We start from the raw sequence: 22,805 nt of genomic DNA, 5'->3' as shown, positions 1-22,805 counted from the left end.
TCAATTGTTTTTGCGACTTGATGAAAGGGCTTACTATGTTATACTGGAATTTGTCCGTATACATTTTGGAGGAATTGATATGCTACCGAAATATGCTCAAGTAAAAGAAGAAATTTGTTCATGGCTGAATCAAGGGAAAATACAGCCTGACCAAAAGCTGCCTACGGAAAATGAGCTGATGCAGCAGTTCGGCGTCAGCCGCCATACCATCAGAAAAGCGATCGGGGATTTAGTCTCGCAGGGGCTGCTGTACAGCGTTCAGGGCGGAGGCACCTTTGTCGCTTCACGCACGGCGAAATCAGCTATGCATTCAAACAAAACGATCGGCGTCATTACAACGTACATATCAGACTATATTTTCCCGAGCATCATCAGGGGAATCGAATCTTATTTAAGCGAACAAGGCTATTCCATGCTGCTGACGAGCACCAACAACAATACAGAAAGTGAACGACGGGGCCTTGAAAACCTGCTGTCTAAAAATATAGACGGGCTGATTGTCGAGCCTACGAAAAGCGCGCTGCAGACGCCCAACATCGGCTATTATCTCAATCTGGAGAAAAACGGCATTCCGTTTGCCATGATTAACGCTTCTTATGCGGAGCTGGCCGCACCGAGCTTTTCCGTCAATGATGTCAAAGGCGGCATGATGGCTTGCGAATACGTCATGTCCCTCGGGCACACGCACATTATGGGAATTTTTAAAGCGGATGACACGCAGGGCGTCAAACGGATGAACGGCTATCTGCAGGCGCATCGGGAGCGCGGAATCTTCCCGTCTCCGGACATGATCGTAACCTACACGACTGAAGAAAAAGAAACCGTGCTTCTCCAAAAGATTAAGGATACCCTTGAGCAAAACAGCGGGTCATACCCGACGGCCATTCTTTGTTATAATGATGAAATTGCGCTGAAGACGATTAATCTTCTCAGAGAATTCGGCTTAAAGGTGCCTGATGACGTGTCAGTCATGGGCTATGATGATTCACATTTCGCCCAGATTTCCGAGGTGAAGCTCACCTCTGTTAAGCACCCGAAATCCATTATGGGGAAAGCGGCGGCAAAATACGTCATCGACTGCTTAGAACATAAAAAACCGAAGCAAGATGACGTCGTGTATGAACCGGAACTCGTCATCCGGAATTCCGTCAGGCGGATCGGCGAATGAAAAAAGCAATGTGCTGTGCACATTGCTTTTTTTTGATCAGCTGTTTTTTAATTCGGCGATGATTTCAAACGACCGCATTCTGTCGGCATGCTCAAAGCTTTCTGAATTCACCATGATTTCATCCGCCTGTGTTGTCCGGATGAAGCTTTCCAGCTTTTCCTTCACACGCTCCGGTCCGCCGACGATCGTTGAACTGAGCTGTTCATTGACCATCGCTTTTTCATACGGCGACCAGATTTGATCCATGTCTTCAACAGGGGGCTTCAGCTGGTTCGGCGTGCCGCGGACGAGGTCTAAAAATCTTTGATAGTGCGATGTCGCCAGATGCTCCGCCTTTTCATCCGTGTCTGCGGCAATGACGGTGACGCCGACCATCGCGTACGGTTTATCCAGCACGTCTGACGGACGGAAGGAGCTTCGGTATAACTCAAGAGCCGGCACGGTGTTTTTCGGTGAGAAGTGAGCCGCAAAGGCGAACGGAAGCCCGAGCTCTCCGGCAAGGCGTGCGCTGAAGCCGCTTGAGCCCAGAAGCCAGATCGGCACGTCCAGCCCTTCGCCCGGAATGGCGCGGACTTGATTGCGCACATTGCCTGTCGGTTTGAAGTAATTTCTCAATTCTTCAAGCTGCTCCGGGAAATCCTCCCCGCTGTTTATGTTTCTTCTTAAGGCTCTCGCCGTTAATTGGTCGGTTCCCGGCGCGCGTCCGAGCCCGAGGTCAATCCGCCCCGGATATAACGTTTCAAGGGTTCCGAATTGCTCCGCGATTATAAGTGACGAATGATTCGGCAGCATAATGCCGCCTGAACCGACGCGGATTTTTTTCGTGCCGCCGGCGATGTGGCCGATCAGCACTGACGTTGCCGAACTGGCGACGCCTTCTATATTATGATGCTCCGCCAGCCAATAGCGGTTATAGCCCCACTCCTCGGCACGGCGCGCTAAATCCATGCTGTTGCGGAACGATTCAGCAACCGTTCCCCCCTGTACGACCGGCGATAAATTCAATACGGAAAACGCAGTATCTTTCAATGTATGTTCAGCCATCGTTTTCTCCTTTATGGTTTAGTGTAAGCAGATCTTAAACAAGGTCTCTACCACCCACCTTACCACAGCTTTTCACGTGAGTTAAACAATTTGATTCGATGATCTTCGAACAATCAATCAGCGGTTATTACTGGTGAACTCTGTATGAATGAATCTATAACATTCAGATATGAAGAGCCTAGAATGATATAAAAATGAAAAGATATCATTGAAAGAACAGAACCAATAATGTTAACATATGTAATATATTGAATAGGAAGGAAGTCATTCTATATGCGTAAAAAACTCTTAATGGCACTCACAACAGCTTTACTGGCAGCAATCTTTTTTACAGGAAACACCGATAAGGCATACGCTGCAGACTTTTATGACGGCACTCAGCAGCATTTAAATGTAAGCGGATCTACCGATGCCTCCTACTACACGAAAAAAGCGAAAACTGTCGATTTTACTCTCAGTACAGCGTATCCGTCAAATCGAACCTTTAAAGGAAACCTATACTTACAGCGAAAGTCCGGAAAGAAATGGACGACTTGCCAAAAAACAACCTTCTCTTTCTCAGTAAGGGTGACTAAGTCATTCTCTTTAAAAGGATGCAAGACAGGTTATTATCGTGTCAAAGCCACGTTCAGCGGTTCAAAACTTGTCAATACGACAAACTCTTTTAAAATTAACCGATAAGATTCAGGACCCTAAGATGATTAGGGTCTTTTATTCATTCTTTGTGAGTTCCTGCGCGATTTGAATAAAAAGTTTTGCCGCCAATGAAGCTTCCTTTATGGAAGGAACGGCAAGCAGAACATCGCGGTACACCGCCTGATTCAATTCTCTCGTCACGACATTGTCCGGCAGCGATATTCCCGACATAGACATTTGTGACAATATCGCGATTCCCAGCCCTTCTTTAATCATGCTGATGGACGTATTGACGTTGTAAACAGTGAATGCGGCAGTCAGCACAGATCCTGCCTCCCTAAACATATCAATAAGCGGTGATTCGTATCCTCCGTCACAGATGATCATCGGCTGGCAGTCAAGATCTTTCAGAGAAATTGCCTCACAGCTGCAAAGCGGATGATCATTTCTAAGCACGACGGCCATTTTATCTTTTTTCAGCGGCAGATATTCCATGTCTTCCGTAGGAAAAAGAGTAATACCTACGTCTATTACCCGGGAGCGGAGCCATTCCTTTACTTCGTTGACCGTTCCTTCATGAAGCACCAATTCAAGCTTCGGATATCGCTTTTTAAACATGCTGATCAGCTTTGGAATGAAATAAGCGGAAGCGGCCGGAAATGTGCCGACGTGAATCGTTCCCTGTTCAAGCCCTCTTTCCGCGGCCGCCAGCTGCTCGGCTTTTTCTATGCCTTTGAGCACCTCTCTGATATGGACGAGAATTTTTCCGCCCGTGTCCGTGAGCCTTACGCCGTTGCGGCGCTCGCGGATGATCAGCTTAATGCCGAGCTCTGACTCAAGCGCAGAAATGGCATGGCTGACGGCGGGCTGCGTCATATTCAGCGCCTGCCCCGCTTTCGTAAAACTTCCCGTTTCAGCGATTTGAACAAAAACCCGCAGTTGTGTAATCGTCATAACGTTTTACTTATGCTCCTTATAAAAAAGATTCATTTTATTTATCTTGCTGATTACCGTATCATATGATGGAATTGTTCTACAAGGAGTGAACGACGTGAAACAGCTTTCGAAAATACAGACAGCTCTCATGCTGGCGTTTTTAGTTACGGTATGGGGGATTAACTGGCCGCTGACAAAGGCCGCGCTCGCCTATTCGCCGCCACTTCTGTTTGCCGGAATCCGCACGCTGATCGGCGGACTTCTATTATTAATGGTGGCGCTGCCCCGTTTTAAAAAGCTGCGTTTTAAAGAAACGTGGCCGATCTATCTTATTTCTGCTATTTTAAATATTACTTTATTTTACGGCCTGCAAACGGTCGGCTTGAATTACCTGCCTGCCGGCTTATTTTCAGCCATCGTGTTTTTCCAGCCGGTTTTAATGGGTGTTTTTTCTTGGCTGTGGCTCGGCGAATCGATGTATCCTTTGAAAATCGCCGGGCTTATTCTGGGCTTTGCCGGTGTCGCCGTCATCAGCTCAGCCGGTTTCGGAGGTCATATTTCCATCGCCGGCATTCTTTTGGCCTTAGGCTCCGCAGTCAGCTGGGCGCTCGGCACGGTATATGTGAAAAGAACGGGCGGACGCGCGGACGCGATCTGGATGGTCGCTCTTCAGCTTCTGATCGGCGGCGTGCTGCTTGTCAGCTCCGGCAGTTTTTCGGAAAGCTTTTCAGCGATTCAATGGAAAGCTCCGTTCATTCTCAGCCTTCTGTTTATTTCAGTATTTGTCATCGCGCTCGGCTGGCTCGCCTTTTTTACGCTTGTCGGTTCAGGGGAAGCAAGCAAGGTTGCCTCTTACACCTTCCTGATCCCGCTCATATCCATTGTCGTCAGCTCGATATTCCTGCATGAGCCGCTGACCGTCAGCCTTTTAGCCGGACTGCTTCTGATTGTCACAAGCATCTGTTTGGTGAATATAACACCGAAGAGACTGAAAACACCTGCTTTGGCCGCAGAAAAAAAGGCCGCTCATTAAAAGGGACTGACCCCCGTTTTTGAGACAGGGATCAAAACACCTTTAAGCAGCCAGCTGTCGGTATGTGACCGGCGGCTGGTTGTTTAGTTTCGTTTGAATACGAATGTTGTTATAATAGTGTATATAGGTTTCGACAGTTTGTTCTACGATGGTCGTCGTAGTGCTTTCCAACCTGTCGAGGTAGAACGTTTCAGACTTTAGTGAGGAATGAAACGATTCGATGGAGGCATTATCAGCGGGCGTCCCTTTGCGGGACATGCTCATGGTAATGCCTTTTGTTTTAACAGCTTTCTGATACTCATAAGATGTATAAACAGAACCTTGGTCACTATGTAACACGCAGTTCTCTGGCAGTGCGGGCAGCTGATCAAGTGTGTGTAAGACAAAGTCTGTGTCCTGTCTATCGCTAATCGTAAAAGCAATCACTTCTCCATTGTATAAATCCAATATACTGGAAAGATACAATTGTTTCTGCCCATAAGGCAAATATGTGATATCCGTTACTAGCTTTTCCAGAGGGCGATCAGACTGAAAGTTCCGATCCAATATATTCTCGGCCACGGCATATGGCTGCCCATTCTTCTTGCGCTTTTTCACCTTAACCCGGCATTGCCACTGATTCTTCTGCATAATGCGCTGAACCGTTTTATGATTTATACGCATTCCCTTTTTTAATATGGCTGTGATTTTCCGATAGCCATATCGATACTTGTGTTCTCGGCACAACGTGCCGATTTGTTTTTCTAAATGGTATTTAGGGTTATCTTTCATCAGATTCTTCTTCCAACGATAATAAGATGCTCGTGAGATACCTAAATGAATACAGATATCCTTTATGGTCATTGTGCCGCGCAATGCTTCTACAAGCTCGACTGGCGTTTCGCTATCAGCTTCCTTTCCAATTCGTTGTACTTTTTTAACACTTCATTCTGTTGTCTCAGATAACGATTTTCTGCCTGCAGTTTCTCTAATTCGGAAGAATACTCTGGACCTTTTCCATAAGAATATTGCTTTCCGACAGGTTGTTGGAATCGATGTGTATCCCCAGCTTTATACCACCTGACCCATGTCTGAATCTGCGTCTTATTCTTTATATTCAATTCCTGCATGATCTCCTTCACAGGCACGCCCGCGAATCTCATTTCTACAGCCTTCTGTTTGACTTCAACCGGATAACTCACTCTTGCCTTCATAGAAAAACACCTCCAAGTCTAATTTCGGATAACAACGATCCGTTTTCAAACTTGAAGGTGTTTTTTGTTTGTCTCATATTATGGGGTCAGCCCCCGGGGCAAGAGTTTTTTATTTATCGACGTCTCCCTTTCACGAGATACGCAGCCGTAATAAGCAGGTAGATGGCCGCGGTGATGCATGTGATGACCATGGATGTCGTCGCAATTACGCCGATCAGGATGGCCAAAAGCGCAAGAACCGCGAACCATGTCGTGTACGGGAACCATTTGACGTAATAAGCCGGCTGTTCTGTTGAATGTTTTCTTGATTTCAAATGGGCGAATCCGATAATCAGCCAGATGAACAGCACGGTATAGCCGAGTGAACCCATCAAATAATTAAACGTCTGGCTTCCTGCAAATAAAGAAATCAGGACGCCTACATATAAAAATGACGTACAAGTCAGAATCGCATAGACGGGAACCTTTTTCTTCGATAGTTTTGAAAAGATTTTCGGCACCCGGCCGTCAGAAGCCTGCGTAAATAAGACGCGGGATGATCCGTACAATCCCGAGTTCATGGACGAGATAATCGCAAGAAGAATGACGGCATTCATAATATGGTCGGCACCCGGAATTCCGATCATCTTAAATACTATGACAAACGGGCTTTCAGGAACGCTGTTGACTTGATTCCAAGGAATCAGGCTGACGATGATGAAAAACGGCAGCAAGTAAAAAGCGACAATCCGCGTTAACGTGCTTCGGACAGCTTTCGGAATCACCTTTTCGGGATTTTTTGTCTCCGCCAGTGTGACGCCGATGATTTCCGTTCCGCCGTATGAGTAGATCACGACGAGCATCGCCGTGATGACGCCCCCCGCTCCATGCGGGAAAAACCCTCCGTGATCCGTTAAATGAGACAGCCCCGGCGCCGTGTGATTGCCGAATGAGAAAAATAAAAGCAGAATTCCGCATAAAATAAAGATGACAATCACTGTAATTTTAATGAGCGCGAGCCAGTACTCTGTCTCGGCAAACAGCTTCACAGAAAGCATGTTTACGACCGTTACCACGATAGAAATAATCAAAGCGAGTATCCATATCGGACATTCCGGCAGCCAATATTGAATGAAAATGGCGGCTACGACCGCCTCCGCGGCAATATTGAGCACCCACATTTTCCAATAGATCCAGTCTAAAAAGTATGCAGCGTACGATCCGAGAGACTGCTCAACCAAATCACGGAACGTCCTTGCATGTTTGTTTCTGACGGCCATTTCAGCCAGCCCCTGCATAATAAACAGCAGAATGATTCCGCCGAGGAGGTAGGCCAGCAGCACGGAAGGCCCGGCTTCATCAATCGCCGTGCTGCTGCCTTTAAAGAGCCCGGCCCCGATTGCGCCTCCAAGCGCCATCATCATAATGTGTCTGGACGACATCGTCCGTTTTAATGTTTGCTTGTCCTTTTCCATCTATCACACGCCCTCTCGCAAAAAGTGTTCATCACATAAAAAAGCACGCCGCCTCTTTTTAGAAAAGAGACGGCGTGCCTCAGGCAGCCGCGGTACCACTCTTGTTGATCCCGAATATCCGGAATCCAGCTTAAAAACCTTTTAACGAAGGTCAGCCGTTAGGACATAGGGAATATTCCGACAATTCCGTTCCGCCCTGCCACTTCCGGGCGAGTTCAAAGAACAATCAGTCCGCGTTGCACCACCCCGCGGCTCTCTTCTTCTGACTGGATTCTTTTACTGCTCCCGTTCACAGTGTTTTATGTTAAATGAATCTCTTGAGTTTTTATTTTCTGAATATAGTAACATAATATACAGTCTTCTAATTTTAAAGTCAATACTAATTTTTGCCGTCTATTGTCCTTCCCGGTCATTCGAAAATCTCAGCTGAAATCCGGAAACAAGGCTTTGCTTTCCGGGTGCCGCGCTTTCCGCTTTCACCTTAGTGTTTGCGTATAAAAACAGCGCAAGCGCAATGCCGAAGGATATGACAAGAATCCATGCTTTTTTCATCCAGATGCCTCCTCACTTTCTATCATCGGCGGCCTTTCTCTTTTTTTTATACGCCAAATCGAAAAAACAATTTTAAAATTCTGTTTTCCTTATATTGAAACTTGCTTTATCATAAAAGTATGCGTTTACATTCGAATAGGGAGGTTATAGCATGACCCCTGTCAATTCAAGCAGTATCGGGAAGATTCAGGCAGCCAGCAAAGGCTTGTCGCCAAAATTGAGAGCGATTGCAGACCATATCGTGAAGGAACCGAAAGACGTGGTTCATCTCTCTATCATTCAGCTGGCGGAAAAAACGAAAAGCTCTGAAGCGACGATTTTCAGGCTGTGCAAGCGGCTCGGTTTTTCCGGCTATCAGGATTTGAAAATCGCGCTTGCTCAGGAAATCGTTCAGGAGCCTGTGCAGCACATTCATGAAGAAATGAGCCCTGATGACGATACCGAAGTCATCATCCAAAAAGTTTTCCGCGCAAATATTTCCGGCCTGACCGATACGTTTCAGTTGTTAGATCCGGCCGATGTTGAAAAAGCGGCAGAGATGATTCACGGCGCAGACAGAATCGAATTTTACGGAAACGGCGGCTCCGGGCTGATCGCCACAGATGCGTATCATAAGTTTATGCGCACGGGCATAAACTGCATCGCTCACACGGACTCTCACTTCCAGGCGATGTCAGCGGGTCTTCTCGGTCCCGGAAGCGCAGTCATCGGGATTTCTCACTCGGGGAGCAACAAGGATGTGCTCGACGCGGTAAAAACGGCCAAATCGCTCGGCGCGGGCACGATCGGCATTACAAGCTACCAAAAGTCGCCGCTCACCCAGATTTCTGACGTTGTGCTGTATACATCAACAAGAGAGACGGCCTTTCGAACGGAAGCGATGTCCGCAAGACTCGCCCAGCTGACGGTCATTGATACACTTTATTTCGCAACGGCACGTCTGCGGCAGGAGAAAACGCTCGCCAACTTGCAGCAAATCAGAAAAATGATTGCGCACAAACGTTTGTAACCGTTTTCTGAATATTTATTTTTCAAAGAGAAAAGCCGATACAGCGGGAATTGAGGCAATTTTGTGAAAAAAATTTTCTTCTCTATCGTTGATTTATAAAAAAATTATTCCTATAATTGACTTTGTAAGGGCATACATTATCAATCTATCTTATTATTCAATTAGAGTAGGCGGGATATATATGAAGGAAACCCAAGCTGTTATCGGTCTGGATATCGGCACGACCAGCACGAAAGCCGTTCTGTTCGGACCAAGAGGCAAAGTGCTATCCAAACATTCGGTTCACTATGATTTAATACAACAGAAGCCGGCATGGGCCGAGCAGGATCCCGAGCACATTTTGGAAGCTGTTATCGCGAGCATCAGAGGCGCCGTCACAAAGGCCGGACTGAGCCCGGACAACCTGCTGGCAATCGGTATCAGCACCGCCATGCACTCATTGATTGCTGTCGATCAAAACGGCGGCTTGCTGACCAAAAGCATCATTTGGGCGGACAACCGAAGCGCCGAGCAATCAAAACGGATTTTAAAAGAAATGAACGGTTTCGATATTTATAAAAGAACGGGCACACCGATTCACCCGATGTCTCCCCTTTCCAAAATTGTGTGGATGAGAGAACAGGATAAGGAGACTTTCGCGAAAGCCGCCAAATTCATCAGTATTAAGGAATATATTTTGCACGAGTTTTTCGGAACTTATGTCGTTGATTATTCGATTGCTTCGGCAACGGGGCTGTTCCGTTTAGAGACGCTTTCATGGGATGAAGAAGCGCTCCGGATTGCCGGAATCCGGGAAGATCAGCTGTCGGACCTCGTGCCGACCACTCACCAGCTATGCGGCCTTGCACCGGAAATCGCGGCACGGATGGGCATTCATGCGGATACTCCGTTTATTATCGGCGCAAATGACGGCGTGCTCGCCAATCTGGGAGTAGGCGCGATCGGCAAAGGCGAGGTAGCCGTTACGATCGGAACAAGCGGAGCCGTACGTTCGGTGACGGATAAGCCGGTGACGGATGAGAAAGCGCGGACGTTCTGTTATGCGCTTACTGACAAGCATTGGGTCATCGGAGGACCGACGAATAACGGAGGCATTATGCTGCGCTGGCTTCGTGATGAGTTCGCTTCTCCTGAGGTCGAAACGGCGAAGCGGCTTGGCATTGATCCGTACGATTTAATGATTGATATCGCGGATAAAGTGCCCGCAGGCTCTGATGGTCTGCTGTTTCTGCCGTTTTTATCAGGAGAGCGCGCGCCGTTTTGGAATCCGAATGCCCGCGGAACGTTTTTCGGCATCAGCCTCCGCCATAAACGGGAGCATTTTATCAGAGCGGTGCTGGAAGGCGTCATCATGAGCGTCTTTTCGATCGGTGTCGCACTGAGAGATTTGGCGGGCCCCGCAAAAGATGTGCGGGCATCCGGAGGGTTTGCGAGATCGCCGCTGTGGAGGCAGATTTTGTCCGATACGATGGGACGGGAAGTCCTCGTTCCGGAAAGTTATGAGGCATCGGCGCTCGGAGCTGCCGTCCTCGCTTTACACAGCATTGGCGAAATGGAACAGATTGAGGATGTTCAGGACTGGATCAGAATTTCTCACCGTCATGAACCGAATGTCAAAAACAGCGAAACATATATTGAGCTGTTTTACTTATACGAGCGGCTGTATGACAAGCTCAAAGATGAATTTGACGTCATCAGTGAATTTCAGCTCAAACAAAGCCGATAATTCTTCTTTGAAAGGGTGAAAAGGTCATGTTACTGTTTATAGTCATTGCCGCTATTATCGTTTTACTCTTATTGATTACGGTCGCTAAGTTAAATCCTTTTATCAGTCTTTTGATTACATCCATTCTTGTCGGTTTTGCAGCGGGCATGAAGCTGCCGGACATTGTCACTTCGATGAAAACCGGGCTCGGCAATACACTGTCTCTGCTTGCGATCGTGCTGGCCCTCGGTACGATGCTCGGAAAAATGATGGCTGAATCAGGCGGTGCGGAGCGGATCGCCCACACCCTGATCGGCCGTTTCGGCAAAAAGAAAGTGCATTGGGCGATGGTGGCCGTCGCTTTTATCGTCGGCATCCCGGTCTTTTTCCAGGTCGGCTTCGTCCTGCTCGTCCCGCTTCTGTTTACGATTGCGATTGAAACCGGTGTTTCATTAGTGACGATCGGAATTCCGCTCCTTGCGGGACTTTCCGTCGTGCACGGATTGGTTCCGCCCCACCCGGCGGCGATGGCAGCTGTCGGCATTTATCACGCCAATGTCGGAAAAACGATTGTGTATTCTTTAATCGTCGGCATTCCGACTGCTATCATCGCAGGGCCGCTTTACGGAAAATGGATCGGTAAGCGCATTCACAAACCCGTCCCCGAACTGTTGAAAAAACAATTTATTGAACGGAATGAAAAACGCAAGCTTCCGGGATTCGCAAATACATTGTTTACGATATTAGTACCGGTGATTCTGATGCTTATGGCAACGCTTGCCGAAATTGCGCTTCCGGAAAAAAGCACGCTCTATGACACTTTTAAATTTATCGGCGACCCTGTCACAGCGCTTTTGATCGCCACGGTTTACTCCTTTTTCAGCCTTGGATTTTATCAGGGCTTTAACAGAGAAAGCATTTTAAAATTCAGCAATGACTGTCTGGGACCGATCGCCTCCATTCTGCTCGTGATCGGAGCCGGCGGCGCTTTTAACAACGTTCTGATTGATTCAGGCGTCGGCACGTATATCGCAGACATGGCGAAGCATTCGAGCTTCTCTCCCGTTCTTTTAAGTTGGACGATCGCGGCGGTCATCCGTGTCGCGACAGGTTCAGCGACTGTCGCCATGATGACGGCGGCCGGTATTGTTGCACCGATTGCATCTGTCATGCCGGGGGTCAGCAGCGAGCTTCTTGTTTTGGCAACGGGAGCGGGCTCTTTGATTCTGTCTCACGTCAACGACTCCGGTTTCTGGCTCATTAAAGAGTATTTCGGAATGACCGTGAAAGAAACGTTCCTGACATGGACGGCGATGGAAACGATTATTTCTGTCAGTGCGATTTGTTTTATTATGATCATTAACGCGTTTATATAAAAACAACCCCCGGCCAAAACCGGGGGTTGTTTTTTATCGGTCATTAACAAGGATATAAGCGGCTTTCACGGGTCCGTGGACGCCGACAACCAAGTCCATTTCGATATCGGCCGAGTTGCTCGGTCCGGTAATATAGTTGATGCAGGAAGGAACGGTGACGCCGTCTCTGATCTGCTGTTTCAATATATCGCTGGCCTGCGTCATTCTCGGCACAATGGAAGATTTCGGGATGATTGCGATATAGGTTTTCGGAAGCAGGCTGACTGATCGGCCGGCATGCTCTGAGGCATACAAAACGACGGTGGCTGATTCAGCGAGCGTGATCTCGCTGAATGTAATGCCTACATTCGCTTGTTCCGCTTTTTCAATATTTTTCGCTCCTTGCTCCGCATCCCATTCCCAAACCGGAATGCCTTCATCCGGCCACTCTTCCGACATAAGAGTCTGCAGGCCGTACGTTTCAAACCGGCTGTCGTTCGGAATGATGACAGGCCCTCCTTCAAAACGGTCCACCTGCGTGCGCAAAGCGGCGTACAGCCCGGCGGCATCCGTTTCGATCAGCTCGGTATGAATGTTGACGCAGTGGTCTTTCAGCATCGTGACAAGATCATCTTCCGTACAGCCCGCATGCGTTTCATATTGAGGCTGGTACTTCCATTCAGGCAGGGACACGCCTGCTTTTCTGCGCTCTCTGCCCAGACGTCCGGCGATCCGGTTTAAAAAGGATTCCTGATGTTTAACCGTCCCTTTCATCATCATTCTTCCCCCTTTTGTTTTTCCCGGTCAAAAAACCAATCTCTGAATCTCGATTTATGCGGCGCCGGGAAGTCCCGGACTGCGGTCCATCCCTTTAACGGCCCCGGCCCTTTTGATATTTTGTCATCTTCCGTAAACGGCGTCATGGCTGCAGGCGCCCATTTTGATCCCATTTTATAAAGGGACGGGGATGACGAGCCGATCCCGAAGGCTTTCATGGCCAGCTTTTCGCCAAACGGCGCTTTGCCCTCTTTTTCCACGATGTTCTGCCGATGCTTGAGCAGCAGCTCGTGCAGCGGAATTTTAACAGGACACGCTTCCGTACAGGCCGCGCATAAGGAAGATGCGTACGGGAGCTCCTTATACTCATCGTATCCGCCGAGAAGGGGCGATAAGACGGCGCCGATCGGTCCCGAATAGATGGACCCGTACGAGTGTCCGCCGACATGCCGGTATACGGGACAGACGTTGATGCAGGCGGCGCAGCGGATACATTGCAGCACTGATTGAAATTCCGTGCCGAGTATGCGGGAACGACCGTTGTCCACGACCACGAGGTGGAATTCCTCCGGCCCGTCTGCTTCTCCCTCCTGCCGGGGGCCCGTCAGCGCCGTAATGTAACTTGTAAGCCGCTGGCCGACCGCACTTCTCGTCAGCATGCTGACAAGCACTTCAAACTCAGAAAATGAAGGAACGATCCGCTCCATTCCCATCACGGTGATCTGCGTCTTCGGCAGCGCGGACACAAGGCGGCCGTTTCCTTCATTTGTCACGAGACTGACCGATCCCGTATCTGCGATTGCAAAGTTGCAGCCCGTGATGCCGACATCCGCTTCGAGAAATTTTTTCCGGAGGACGCTGCGCGCGTGCATGACGAGCTCTTCCGGTTTTTCGGTCTGTTTGTATTCGAGTCTCTCTTTAAACACGTCACGAATCTGCTCTTTGTTTTTGTGAAGAGCGGGAGCAACGATATGTGACGGCGGATCGTGATCGTCAATCTGGAGAATATATTCGCCGAGATCCGTTTCTGTGACTTCACAGCCCTCTTCTTCAAGCACTTCGTTCATATTGATTTCTTCTGTCACCATGGATTTGGATTTTACGATTTTTTTGGCATTTTTCTGCCGGATGACATCGCGGATATAGGAGGACGCTTCTTCCGCCGTTTCGGCGAAAAATACGTGTCCCCCTCTTTTGGCGACGTTTTCGGCGAGCTGTTCTAAATAGAAATCAAGATTGTCCAGCACATGCTGCCTGATTTCCTCCGCATGGGAACGCCAATCCTCCCAGTTTCCCAATTCCTCTGCCGCCTGAAGCCTTCTCGTCCTGAGCCGTTCCTGCGCTCCGGAGACGGCTCCTCTCATAAACTCATTATCTATTCCTTCTGATACCCGCTCTTTAAAAGCCGCGGTACCGATTTTCATCGCCATGATTTTACCCCCTTGTGGTTTCTCGTGTTATCTGCTGTTCAGCACTTCGGCGATGTGCATGACTCTGACGTTTTTATCCTTACGATCAAGACGCCCGCCGATATTCATCAGACAGCCGCAATCCGCCCCGATCAGCACCTCGGCTTCCGTGTCTTCCACGCAGGCGACCTTTTCATCCACCATTTGCTCAGAGATTTGCGCCATTTTCACTGAAAACGTTCCTCCGAATCCGCAGCATTGATGTTTTCCGGGAAGCGGAGTAAAATCAAGCCCCTTTACATGGCGCAAAAGCTTCATCGGCTCCTCCGACACGCCGAGCAGCCTTGTCATGTGGCACGACGTATGTAATGTCGCTTTTTTATGCAGCACCGCCCCGACATCCTCCACCCCGAGAACATTGACGATAAAATCTGTTAACTCATACGTTTTATCCGCAAGCTGCTGCGCTTTTTCCGCCCACTTCGGATCGTCCTGAAACAGATGCGGATATTCACGGAACATCGTCGTACAGGAACCTGACGGACTGACGACGTACTCCGCTTCCTCAAACGCGGCAATCATCTGCTTCATCGCTTTTTTTGCGTCCGTCACATACCCGCTGTTGTATGCGGGCTGCCCGCAGCAAATCTGACCCTCGGGAAAATCCACCTCACACCCGAGCCGTTCCAGCACCTCAACCGTCGCCTTTCCGACATTGGTCTGGAACATATCCACAAGGCACGTGACAAATAATGAGACTTTCATGATGAACCCCTCTTTCATCCTCAATATGTAATCTGGTCATCTGATGACCTGATTTTGGAAAGCTCTATAAATATCCTACACTATTCTGAATATGGATTGGAAGGTTTTTCTGAAAATCCTTTTGTCCGATGCGCTAAGAGCAAAAAAAAAAAAGAGAAGCCCGCAAGCTTCTTTACACCTTATTTTCCAGCAGGCGTCCCAGCCGTTGGACCCCCTCTTTTAGCGCGGCTTTCCCTGCGTAACTGAACGACAGGCGGAGATATTCTGCGCCGTCTTCCTGATTCTGAAAAAAATATTTACCGGGTACATAGGAAACACCGTGAGAAAGAGCCCGCTCCAGAAGTGCGGACGTATCCGCCCCCGGCACTTTCACCCAGACAAAATAACCGCCGTCCGGCACGTGCCAGGATGCGGACTCCGGCAGATATTGCTTTAATGCGGCGATCAAAACGTCACGTTTGCTCCGGTATGCTTTACGCAAGGCGGCGAGCCGTTCTTCAACATTTGTTTGTTCCAAATAGACGGCGGTCACCGCTTGAGAAAATGGATGATCCAAGTCTTTTTTAAACCAAGACAATGCCTTGATGAATGCAGCGTCCCCTGCAATCCAGCCGATTCTCAGACCCGGGGCGATGACTTTTGAAAATGAACCGGCGTACAGAACCCGGCCGTTCTGATCCATGGCTTTCAATGACAGCGGGATATCCGTGAATCCGAGCTCGCCGTATGCGTCATCCTCCAAGATGAGAAAATTATATGTGTCGGCAAGCTGAAGCAGGCGGGTTCTCCGCTTCGCTGACATCACGGTTCCCGCAGGATTCTGAAAAGCGGGTATCGTGTAAAGAAGACGCGGAAGCACAAGCCCTTTTCGTTTTCTTTCCTCAAGCATGAAGGCTAATGTTTCTGTTTGCAGACCGTCTTGATCTGCCGGAATGCTCATCATATGCGGTGTGTAATTTTTAAAAATCTCAAGCGCTTCCATGTAAGCCGGAGCTTCTGCGGCAACGGCGGTTTGTTCATCGAGGAAAACCCGGGCTGCCAGATCTATCGCCTGACAGGCGCCGGAGGTCACGAGCAGCTCATCGTCACGGCAGCGAATGCCGCGGAAGGATAACCGTTCTTGAATCTGCTTTTTCAAAACGGCCGGCTTCGGGCTTCCCATATAATGCAGCGGCAGATCGCGCTCCTCATCCAGAAGGCGGGACGCGGCTTCTTTCAGCTCCTTAGCAGGAACGAGCGCGGGATCGGGATAGCCGGAATGCAGAGGGATGCACGCTTTTGGAACAGCCGGCATCCACTCCCCGGGAGGATCGTTTGTCAAAGCTTTCTTTACATGGTCAGAAAAAAAAGATTCGGCCTGCATGTGATCATATCCCCTTTCACAAGTCAGCTTCTATACATTTTCTTCAAAATAAGCCCCCAGCACTTCTTCCACATTCGTCAGGTGCGCGGTCATCGCAGCTTCCGCTTCATCCGCGTCTCCGGCGGCGACGGCGCTGTATATGCGTTCATGCTCTTCATACAATCGCTGCACGCTCGTTCGTTTAGAAAACAGCCAGATTCTTCTCGTTTCTCTCATCGTTTCCAAAAGAAGCGCAGAGACATGATTCATGAGATGCTTGAGCAGGCCGTTTTGTGATGCTTCCGCCAGCGCCATGTGAAAGGAGAAATCTGCTTTTTCGCCCAATTCTTCGTCTCCGTCGATGTCTTTCATCTCCATGAGGGCCTGGCGGATTTTTTGTAAATCCTCTTCGGTGCGTTTTTCAGCGGCCATGGCGGCGACGCCGAGTTCAAGCAGCTTTCTGACTTCGAGCAGCTGTTTGACATCCTCTTTTTTCATTAAGAGAGCGGAAGAAAGCGGCTGGGAAATATGGGACGGCTCAAATTCTCTTATGTATGTGCCTTCTCCCTGCTTCATGTCGACAAGCCCCATCGCTTTTAAAGCTGACAGCGCTTCTCTGACCGCCGAGCGGCTGACCTGAAAGCTCTCGGAAAGCGCCTGAACGGAATCAAGCTTTTCACCCGGCTTAAGCTCGCCCGCTTTTATCTTCTCCAGCAATGCATCAGCGATTTCTTCGTAGATTTTTTTCGTTTTAATTTGTTTATATTTCAACGCGATCACCCCGTCACTTGTGAATCTTGATGTTTATCGTCTATTATACTTCTTTTTTCGCACCGCCGACAGGTTCAGACAATTTGTTCAAGAAAAGGATTGTATTTTCAAAACTTTCAAAATATAATGCTAATTAACCCGGTCATCAGATGACCTTATCATAAAAGTAATCGCTTGCATGACATAAGGAGGGGTTTTTTAGGGATGCAATGGACACAGGGGTATGCTCCATTAGGGGGAAATTTGCTTTTATCGGCAGCTTGCGCGCTCGTGCCGATGATCTTCTTTTTTTGGGCGCTTGCGGTGAAACGGATGAAGGGGTACATAGCGGGGCTTTTGACGTTAGCCATTTCGCTTTTAATCGCTGTATTTGTGTACGGCATGCCGGCGGAAAAAGCGGTGCTGTCGGCTTCGCAGGGAGCGGTGTACGGTCTGCTTCCGATCGGCTGGATTATCGTCACATCGGTCTTTTTGTATAAAATCACCGTGAAAACGGGACAATTTGAGATTATCCGGAGTTCAGTGCTGTCCATTACAGATGACCGGCGTTTGCAGGCGCTGCTCATCGCCTTTTCTTTCGGGGCGTTTTTAGAGGGCGCCGCCGGTTTCGGCGCTCCCGTCGCAATCTCGGCCGCTTTGCTTGTCGGACTTGGTTTTCAGCCGCTTTATGCGGCGGGGATTTGCCTGATTGCCAATACGGCGCCTGTTGCCTTTGGGGCGATCGGCATTCCGATTACCGCCGTCGAAGGTCCGACCGGGATACCGGCTATGGACATTTCCCAAATGGTCGGCCGGCAGCTGCCGTTTTTATCCGTGTTTATACCGCTTTATTTAATCATTTTGATGAGCGGGTTTAAAAAGGCTTTTGAAGTATGGCCGGCCATTCTTGTTTCCGGCGTCTCCTTTGCGGCCGTGCAGTACGCAAGCTCGAACTTTTTAGGGCCTGAACTGCCGGATGTGCTGTCAGCGCTGGTTTCCATGGCCGCGCTCGCTGTGTTTTTAAAGTTTTGGAAACCGAAAACGGCATTTCATTTCGCGGCAGAACGGGAATCAGCAGCGTCCATCGACGGGGTGCCGGCCGTGTACGGAGGCGCTCAAATATTTAAAGCGTGGTCTCCTTTTCTTCTTCTGACGGCCATGATATCCGTTTGGGGGATTCCCGGCGTGAAGGCCGCCCTGACCGGCCATTATGAAGGAACGTCCATTTGGCTTTCCTGGCTGAATGCAGCCGGGCGTGCATTGACTTTCACGCCTCCCGTCCCATTTGTAAATCAGCAAATTCTTCAGGCGGACGGCACGCCGATTGAAGCGGTGTACAAGCTTGAGCTTCTCGGTTCAGCGGGCACGGCGATTCTGATTGCCGCCGTCATCTCCAAGTTCGCACTCGGCATGTCGTGGAAGGCATGGGGCGGGGCGTTTATAGAAACGGTGAAAGAATTGACGCTTCCGATCGTCACCATCGTTTCTGTTGTCGGCTTTGCTTATGTGACGAATGCTTCCGGCATGAGCACGACACTCGGTCTTGCGCTTGCCATGACGGGCGCGATGTTTACCTTTTTTTCGCCGGTGCTCGGCTGGCTCGGCGTGTTTATTACCGGCTCTGATACGTCGGCCAATCTGTTATTCGGCGGATTGCAAAAGGTGACGGCGCTCTCCGTCGGGATGGAACCGGTTCTCTCCGTCGCCGCCAATTCATCAGGCGGTGTCACCGGAAAAATGATTTCTCCGCAATCCATTGCGGTTGCCTGTGCCGCTGTCGGTCTGGCGGGCAAGGAATCAGACCTTTTCCGCTTTACGATTAAGCACAGTCTGTTTTTGCTTTTTCTCGTCTGTCTCATGACATTTTTACAGCATCATCTGTTTTCATGGATGATCCCGTAACACGGAGAACCTCCCCGGGTATGGCTCGGGGAGGTTTCAGCTGTACCGTTTTCGCGCAGATGACGGCGGGATATTTAATTGGTCACGGTATTTGGCGACGGTGCGTCTGGAGATTCGGATGTCATGTTGTTCGTGCAGCAGATCGGCAAGCTTTTGGTCTGAAAAAGGTTTCTTTTTATCTTCTTTACGGACCAATGCTTCCAGATGGACTTTTACGGCATAATTGGAGGCGCCGCCGTCTCCCGATGATTCAGCTTTCGCCGAGAAAAATGTTTTCATTTCATACAGTCCGTACGGCGTCTGAACGTACTTCCCTTTAATGGCCCGGCTGATCGTTGATTCGTGGAGCTCCAGCGTTTCCGCCACCTCTCTTAAGGTCAGCGGCTGCATTCCGCTTTTTCCTGTGAGAAAAAAGGATGCCTGCCGTTCAGTCAGGACGCCGATGATTCTCGTGATGGTTTGTTTTCTTTGCGATAACGCCCGGTTCAGCCAGCGCCATTCCTGATATTTCGCCGACAGATAATTTTTCGTATCACGGCATCCGGCGGCTGACAATAGCGGCTGGTAATGGGCATGAAGCTGGATGTCAGGGAACGAACGGCTGTTGAGCCGCGCTTGAATGGTGCCGTTTTTCACCGTGATGAAAATATCCGGTTCCACGTAAAAACCCGGCTCCTCATGCGCATAACGGAGCCCCGGCCTCGGATCAAGCGCGCTGATCATGTCAAAGATGTCCTGAATGTCTTTCAGCGGAATGCCCGTCTTCATTGTAAGCGCTTTCCAGTTCTTTCTTGCAAATAGCTCAAAATAGGCGCCAGCAATCCATTCCGCCTGTTCGTTCCGCTCAGGCAGACGGCGGAGCTGAAGAAGGATGCATTCCTGCAAAGACCTAGCGCCGATTCCCGCGGGCTCAAGCGATTGAAGCTTTGCGAGAACCGCTTCCGTCTCCTCCAATGATGCGGATACATGGTCGGCAGCAGCTTGTATGTCCTCATTTAAATATCCGTTTGAATCCAAAGAATATATCAGATAATTAAAAATTTTCTTCTCATCATCGGACAGCTTCATGTCTAAGGCCTGCTGTTTGAGCGAATCCTGCAGCGTTTTGCGCGTAAGTCTGATCTGCTGGCTTCCGTCCCGTTCTTTCATCCTGTTTTTACTTGTTTTATGGTAAGATAGTGGCGGCGTGTCTGTTTCCTTTCGTTCAATCAGAGGGTTTTCCAGTGAGAGCTCATCAATATATCCGGCCAGTTCCGCGGAATTGTATCCGAGTAATGCGATGGCCTGTTTAAGCTCTTGCGTTAATTGAGGCTTTAACATTTGTGTTTGCTGAAGTTTCATATCCATCATGCTCACTCCCCTTTTTTCATTGTACATGATTGGTTTCATACCGTATATACTTATTAAAAGGAGTTGCTTTATAGATGTCAGAACTTTTTTCTGTTCCGTATTTTATTGAAAACTTTACACAGCATATTGAAATGAATCCGAATGAAGACCGAATTCATGCGATGAACAGCTATTACCGCTCCGTCGTCTCAACCCTTGTCCAGGATCAGCTGACAAAGAACTCGGTTGTGCTCAAAAGAATTCAGCATTTGGATGAGGCATATAACAAAGTAAAACGTGGAGAAACAAAATAAACCTTCCGCTCATTCAAAGCGGAAGGTTTTCCTTCGTGCCGGCGGTTTCCCCGATCAGACGGACGTCCGGCGCTTCGTGCATCCAAGTGTGATAATAGTTGGCGTTTTTCCCGTATGAATTATCAATGACGGTATTTGGTTTCCCGAGAAGCGAGGACAGAATGTGGCCGTGAAGCCTTGACGTTTCCACCGATTCGTACCTGCTGAAAAACAGGACTGCTTTTTTCGTTAAGAAATCGGAATAGAGTTTCCAAAACCGCGCAATCGGCAGCGGGTTTCCCGCTTTTTTATTCAAAACATTCAGCGTTTGGAAAAAAGCGATCCCATGGCGGTCGCTTGCTGACAGCACATGCTGCCAGTCGCAGCTTTCAACGGAAGAATCGGTTTGCAGATTCGGATTGATTTCCCCGTCCGTGCGGATAAAATGAAGCTTGCCGCGTGACGGAGCCGCTGCCGTCCGGATCGGATACAGCTGATGGGCCATATCCGGCATAAGCCCGATATGATTTGCCGAAAAAAAGCGTTTCGCGGTTTCGTATGACACATGATCTCTCGTAAACAGGTGCAGATCCTTGTGCTCCGCAAAAAGCGCCGCTGTCTTTCGCAGCCGTGTTTTATCCTGATAATAGATGGTTTGCGGCAGAATGACGATCCTGTTTTCCGGAAAGGCTTTGACGATTCTTTCTCTGAACGTCTGATAGTACGGGTAGAGATCCCCGAAATTCCCGCCTCCCTGGCAGACGATGATCGTTTCTTTGCCCGCCCGGCGCCCAAATGGAAAATTATCTGGATTCCAGCGCTGTTTCACTCGGATGCCGTGCGCTTTAAAAAACGCCTCCGTCCCTTTCATAATTAATAAATCCCCTACATTTCCGTAGAGGGGATAGTCGGCATACATGATGTCAGACTTGGGCGGTATGACGCTGAGCAGACCTGCCAGCGTCTCTTTTAATCGGCTCATGACATGGCGGCTGTCCATGTTTTCTCCCCTTTCGTTTCAAACAGGTGCGCAAGTGCGTCAATGACACGCTGCTGCCCGACAATAGACAAGTCAGAGCCGGACGGCAGACAAATCCCCCGGCTGAAAAGATTCTCAGAAACCCGCTCATCTTCACTGTGAGGATAAAAGACAGAAGACGAGAAAAGCGGCTGCGTATGCAGCGGTTTCCACAACGGACGTGCCTCAATATGCTGTTCTGCAAGATAGGCGACGGCTTCTTCCGGCGTCACGCCGTTATCAAGCGTCAGAGCCGTGAGCCAGCGGTTTGAAACCGTTCCTTCAAGCTCCGGCATCATGCGGATTCCCGGATACGTTTCCAGCGCTTCCCGATACCTGTGAAAAATGTCTCTCCTCGCCCGGACGCGATCTTCGAGCACTTCCAGCTGTGATATACCCACGCCCGCGAGAATGTTGCTGAGTCTGTAGTTATAACCGAGCTCGCTGTGCTGGTAATGAACGGCGTCATCTCTCGCCTGTGACGCAAGAAACCTCGCTTTTTCAATCGCGGCTTCATCGTCAGACACGAGCATGCCGCCTCCCGATGTTGTAATGATTTTGTTTCCGTTAAAGGAATAAATGCCGAAACGGCCGAATGTGCCGCTCTGCCTGCCTTTATATGTTGATCCTAAAGACTCGGCAGCGTCTTCAATCAGACAGACGCCATAAGCATCGCAAAGGCTCACGAGTTCATCCATTTTTGCGCTTTGGCCGTAAAGATTGACGGCGATCACCGCTTTCGGGAGCCTGCCGCGCCGTTTTGCATCCCGGAGCGCCCGCTCAAGCGCGTCGGGAGACATGTTCCACGTCTCCCATTCCGAATCAATAAAAACGGGCTCTGCCTGCTCGTACACAATCGGATTCGCCGTGGCGACAAATGTAAAGGAGGGGCAAAATACAGCGTCTCCTTTTTTCACACCCGCAAGCCGCAGCGCAAGATGGATGGCCGCCGTTCCCGAGCTTACGGCCGCCGCGCATTTCACTCCCGCATATTCCGCCAGCCGCGCTTCAAACGAATTGACGAGCGGACCGAGCGGCGCAATCCAATTGGAACGGAAGGCTTCCGCGATGTATTCCTGTTCTTTTCCGCTCATATGCGGCGGAGATAAATAAATCCGTTTATTTGTATGCATGA

21 protein-coding genes and 1 other annotated feature are annotated in these 22,805 nt (G+C 49.3%); of the genes, 8 read left to right on the top strand and 13 right to left on the bottom strand.

The window, feature by feature from the left end:
* The first annotated feature begins 79 nt into the window (after positions 1 to 79).
* Entirely contained in the window at positions 80 to 1,168 is a 1,089-nt protein-coding gene (locus AUL54_RS13955; protein WP_049627429.1) for an arabinose utilization transcriptional regulator AraR, read from the top strand.
* A gap of 36 nt (positions 1,169 to 1,204) precedes the next feature.
* On the opposite strand, the gene AUL54_RS13950 is transcribed toward AUL54_RS13955, so the two are convergent.
* Positions 1,205 to 2,212, bottom strand: a complete 1,008-nt coding sequence (locus AUL54_RS13950; protein WP_016937883.1) for an LLM class flavin-dependent oxidoreductase — start codon at positions 2,210 to 2,212, stop codon at positions 1,205 to 1,207.
* Positions 2,213 to 2,485: 273 nt separating this feature from the next.
* Between AUL54_RS13950 and AUL54_RS13945 the strand changes: the two genes are divergently transcribed.
* On the top strand, positions 2,486 to 2,893 hold the full coding sequence (locus tag AUL54_RS13945; RefSeq protein WP_060964235.1) for a hypothetical protein: 408 nt from the start codon (positions 2,486 to 2,488) through the stop codon (positions 2,891 to 2,893).
* A 30-nt stretch (positions 2,894 to 2,923) separates the two neighbouring features.
* On the opposite strand, the gene AUL54_RS13940 is transcribed toward AUL54_RS13945, so the two are convergent.
* Positions 2,924 to 3,802: a LysR family transcriptional regulator gene (locus AUL54_RS13940; protein WP_060964234.1), complete on the bottom strand. Its 879-nt coding sequence runs from the start codon at positions 3,800 to 3,802 to the stop codon at positions 2,924 to 2,926.
* A 97-nt stretch (positions 3,803 to 3,899) separates the two neighbouring features.
* Here AUL54_RS13940 and AUL54_RS13935 point away from each other — a divergent pair, with 97 nt between their 5' ends.
* Positions 3,900 to 4,817 carry a DMT family transporter gene (locus AUL54_RS13935; RefSeq protein WP_060964233.1) on the top strand — a complete coding sequence of 306 codons (918 nt, stop codon included), beginning with the start codon at positions 3,900 to 3,902 and terminating at the stop codon, positions 4,815 to 4,817.
* Positions 4,818 to 4,859: 42 nt separating this feature from the next.
* Here AUL54_RS13935 and AUL54_RS13930 read toward each other — a convergent pair.
* The 3 genes from AUL54_RS13930 to AUL54_RS21515 all read right to left on the bottom strand — a co-directional run bounded on the left by AUL54_RS13930 (position 4,860) and on the right by AUL54_RS21515 (position 8,016).
* A protein-coding gene (locus tag AUL54_RS13930; protein ID WP_101605368.1) for an IS3 family transposase occupies positions 4,860 to 6,010 on the bottom strand; the annotation gives its coding sequence in 2 pieces (ribosomal slippage) (positions 4,860 to 5,737 and positions 5,737 to 6,010; 1,152 coding nt in all).
* Positions 6,011 to 6,123: 113 nt separating this feature from the next.
* Entirely contained in the window at positions 6,124 to 7,464 is a 1,341-nt protein-coding gene (locus AUL54_RS13920; RefSeq protein ID WP_060964230.1) for an amino acid permease, read from the bottom strand.
* A gap of 62 nt (positions 7,465 to 7,526) precedes the next feature.
* Positions 7,527 to 7,766 (bottom strand) — a binding site (T-box leader).
* A gap of 91 nt (positions 7,767 to 7,857) precedes the next feature.
* Complete coding sequence (locus AUL54_RS21515) at positions 7,858 to 8,016, bottom strand: hypothetical protein (protein WP_016937878.1); 159 nt, start codon at positions 8,014 to 8,016, stop codon at positions 7,858 to 7,860.
* 151 nt (positions 8,017 to 8,167) lie between these two features.
* Here AUL54_RS21515 and AUL54_RS13915 point away from each other — a divergent pair, with 151 nt between their 5' ends.
* The 3 genes from AUL54_RS13915 (at position 8,168) to AUL54_RS13905 (ending at position 12,106) form a co-directional block, all read left to right on the top strand.
* The gene (locus tag AUL54_RS13915; protein ID WP_060964229.1) at positions 8,168 to 9,025 is read left to right on the top strand and encodes a MurR/RpiR family transcriptional regulator; all 858 of its coding nucleotides are present in this window, start codon (positions 8,168 to 8,170) and stop codon (positions 9,023 to 9,025) included.
* 181 nt (positions 9,026 to 9,206) lie between these two features.
* Positions 9,207 to 10,751 carry a gluconokinase gene (gene gntK, locus AUL54_RS13910; protein WP_060964228.1) on the top strand — a complete coding sequence of 515 codons (1,545 nt, stop codon included), beginning with the start codon at positions 9,207 to 9,209 and terminating at the stop codon, positions 10,749 to 10,751.
* A gap of 26 nt (positions 10,752 to 10,777) precedes the next feature.
* A complete protein-coding gene (locus AUL54_RS13905) occupies positions 10,778 to 12,106 on the top strand; it encodes a GntP family permease (RefSeq protein WP_060964227.1) in 1,329 nt (442 codons plus the stop codon).
* A gap of 33 nt (positions 12,107 to 12,139) precedes the next feature.
* Here AUL54_RS13905 and AUL54_RS13900 read toward each other — a convergent pair whose 3' ends face one another.
* The 5 genes from AUL54_RS13900 to AUL54_RS13880 all read right to left on the bottom strand — a co-directional run bounded on the left by AUL54_RS13900 (position 12,140) and on the right by AUL54_RS13880 (position 17,149).
* The gene (locus AUL54_RS13900) at positions 12,140 to 12,862 is read right to left on the bottom strand and encodes a LutC/YkgG family protein (protein ID WP_060964226.1); all 723 of its coding nucleotides are present in this window, start codon (positions 12,860 to 12,862) and stop codon (positions 12,140 to 12,142) included.
* Positions 12,862 to 14,292, bottom strand: a complete 1,431-nt coding sequence (locus AUL54_RS13895; RefSeq protein ID WP_060964225.1) for a LutB/LldF family L-lactate oxidation iron-sulfur protein — start codon at positions 14,290 to 14,292, stop codon at positions 12,862 to 12,864. The genes AUL54_RS13900 and AUL54_RS13895 overlap by 1 nt, the downstream gene beginning before the upstream one ends.
* Positions 14,293 to 14,319: 27 nt before the next feature.
* The gene (locus tag AUL54_RS13890) at positions 14,320 to 15,036 is read right to left on the bottom strand and encodes a (Fe-S)-binding protein (protein WP_060964224.1); all 717 of its coding nucleotides are present in this window, start codon (positions 15,034 to 15,036) and stop codon (positions 14,320 to 14,322) included.
* A gap of 172 nt (positions 15,037 to 15,208) precedes the next feature.
* Positions 15,209 to 16,399, bottom strand: coding sequence for an aminotransferase-like domain-containing protein (locus tag AUL54_RS13885; protein WP_060964223.1), 1,191 nt, complete (start codon positions 16,397 to 16,399; stop codon positions 15,209 to 15,211).
* Between the two features lie 30 nt (positions 16,400 to 16,429).
* Positions 16,430 to 17,149 (bottom strand): L-lactate utilization/bacilysin biosynthesis transcriptional regulator LutR, encoded by a 720-nt coding sequence (locus tag AUL54_RS13880; protein WP_060964222.1) that lies wholly within the window; start codon positions 17,147 to 17,149, stop codon positions 16,430 to 16,432.
* A gap of 204 nt (positions 17,150 to 17,353) precedes the next feature.
* Here AUL54_RS13880 and lutP point away from each other — a divergent pair, with 204 nt between their 5' ends.
* Positions 17,354 to 19,030 carry an L-lactate permease LutP gene (lutP, locus tag AUL54_RS13875; RefSeq protein WP_060964221.1) on the top strand — a complete coding sequence of 559 codons (1,677 nt, stop codon included), beginning with the start codon at positions 17,354 to 17,356 and terminating at the stop codon, positions 19,028 to 19,030.
* Positions 19,031 to 19,066: 36 nt separating this feature from the next.
* On the opposite strand, the gene rpoN is transcribed toward lutP, so the two are convergent.
* Positions 19,067 to 20,377 (bottom strand): RNA polymerase factor sigma-54, encoded by a 1,311-nt coding sequence (rpoN, locus tag AUL54_RS13870; protein ID WP_060965104.1) that lies wholly within the window; start codon positions 20,375 to 20,377, stop codon positions 19,067 to 19,069.
* Positions 20,378 to 20,454: 77 nt separating this feature from the next.
* On the opposite strand from rpoN, the gene yvfG reads away from it, so the two are divergent.
* On the top strand, positions 20,455 to 20,673 hold the full coding sequence (gene yvfG, locus AUL54_RS13865; RefSeq protein WP_003151570.1) for a protein YvfG: 219 nt from the start codon (positions 20,455 to 20,457) through the stop codon (positions 20,671 to 20,673).
* A 13-nt stretch (positions 20,674 to 20,686) separates the two neighbouring features.
* On the opposite strand, the gene AUL54_RS13860 is transcribed toward yvfG, so the two are convergent.
* Positions 20,687 to 21,652 carry a polysaccharide pyruvyl transferase family protein gene (locus AUL54_RS13860; RefSeq protein WP_060964220.1) on the bottom strand — a complete coding sequence of 322 codons (966 nt, stop codon included), beginning with the start codon at positions 21,650 to 21,652 and terminating at the stop codon, positions 20,687 to 20,689.
* Positions 21,631 to 22,803 (bottom strand): aminotransferase class I/II-fold pyridoxal phosphate-dependent enzyme, encoded by a 1,173-nt coding sequence (locus tag AUL54_RS13855; protein WP_060964219.1) that lies wholly within the window; start codon positions 22,801 to 22,803, stop codon positions 21,631 to 21,633. Before AUL54_RS13855 ends, AUL54_RS13860 begins: the two co-directional genes overlap by 22 nt.
* Positions 22,804 to 22,805: the final 2 nt, after the last annotated feature.

The organism is Bacillus sp. SDLI1 (genome assembly GCF_001553895.1).
Lineage (GTDB): Bacteria > Bacillota > Bacilli > Bacillales > Bacillaceae > Bacillus > Bacillus siamensis.
Note: the sequence above shows the minus strand (reverse complement) of the source record. Positions and strands in the feature narration are given on the sequence as shown.

Excerpts from the sequence above, each read along its gene's own strand:
- AUL54_RS13920 (WP_060964230.1), bottom strand. The coding sequence starts at position 7,464 with ATGGAAAAGGACAAGCAAACATTAAAACGGACGATGTCGTCCAGACAC.
- AUL54_RS13950 (WP_016937883.1), bottom strand. The coding sequence starts at position 2,212 with ATGGCTGAACATACATTGAAAGATACTGCGTTTTCCGTATTGAATTTA.
- AUL54_RS13885 (WP_060964223.1), bottom strand. The coding sequence starts at position 16,399 with ATGCAGGCCGAATCTTTTTTTTCTGACCATGTAAAGAAAGCTTTGACA.
- yvfG (WP_003151570.1), top strand. The coding sequence starts at position 20,455 with ATGTCAGAACTTTTTTCTGTTCCGTATTTTATTGAAAACTTTACACAG.
- AUL54_RS13955 (WP_049627429.1), top strand. The coding sequence starts at position 80 with ATGCTACCGAAATATGCTCAAGTAAAAGAAGAAATTTGTTCATGGCTG.
- rpoN (WP_060965104.1), bottom strand. The coding sequence starts at position 20,377 with ATGGATATGAAACTTCAGCAAACACAAATGTTAAAGCCTCAATTAACG.
- AUL54_RS13860 (WP_060964220.1), bottom strand. The coding sequence starts at position 21,652 with ATGGACAGCCGCCATGTCATGAGCCGATTAAAAGAGACGCTGGCAGGT.
- AUL54_RS13900 (WP_060964226.1), bottom strand. The coding sequence starts at position 12,862 with ATGATGAAAGGGACGGTTAAACATCAGGAATCCTTTTTAAACCGGATC.
- AUL54_RS13915 (WP_060964229.1), top strand. The coding sequence starts at position 8,168 with ATGACCCCTGTCAATTCAAGCAGTATCGGGAAGATTCAGGCAGCCAGC.
- AUL54_RS13855 (WP_060964219.1), bottom strand. The coding sequence starts at position 22,803 with ATGCATACAAATAAACGGATTTATTTATCTCCGCCGCATATGAGCGGA.
- gntK (WP_060964228.1), top strand. The coding sequence starts at position 9,207 with ATGAAGGAAACCCAAGCTGTTATCGGTCTGGATATCGGCACGACCAGC.
- AUL54_RS13905 (WP_060964227.1), top strand. The coding sequence starts at position 10,778 with ATGTTACTGTTTATAGTCATTGCCGCTATTATCGTTTTACTCTTATTG.
- AUL54_RS21515 (WP_016937878.1), bottom strand. The coding sequence starts at position 8,016 with ATGAAAAAAGCATGGATTCTTGTCATATCCTTCGGCATTGCGCTTGCG.
- AUL54_RS13890 (WP_060964224.1), bottom strand. The coding sequence starts at position 15,036 with ATGAAAGTCTCATTATTTGTCACGTGCCTTGTGGATATGTTCCAGACC.
- AUL54_RS13945 (WP_060964235.1), top strand. The coding sequence starts at position 2,486 with ATGCGTAAAAAACTCTTAATGGCACTCACAACAGCTTTACTGGCAGCA.
- lutP (WP_060964221.1), top strand. The coding sequence starts at position 17,354 with ATGCAATGGACACAGGGGTATGCTCCATTAGGGGGAAATTTGCTTTTA.
- AUL54_RS13895 (WP_060964225.1), bottom strand. The coding sequence starts at position 14,292 with ATGGCGATGAAAATCGGTACCGCGGCTTTTAAAGAGCGGGTATCAGAA.
- AUL54_RS13940 (WP_060964234.1), bottom strand. The coding sequence starts at position 3,802 with ATGACGATTACACAACTGCGGGTTTTTGTTCAAATCGCTGAAACGGGA.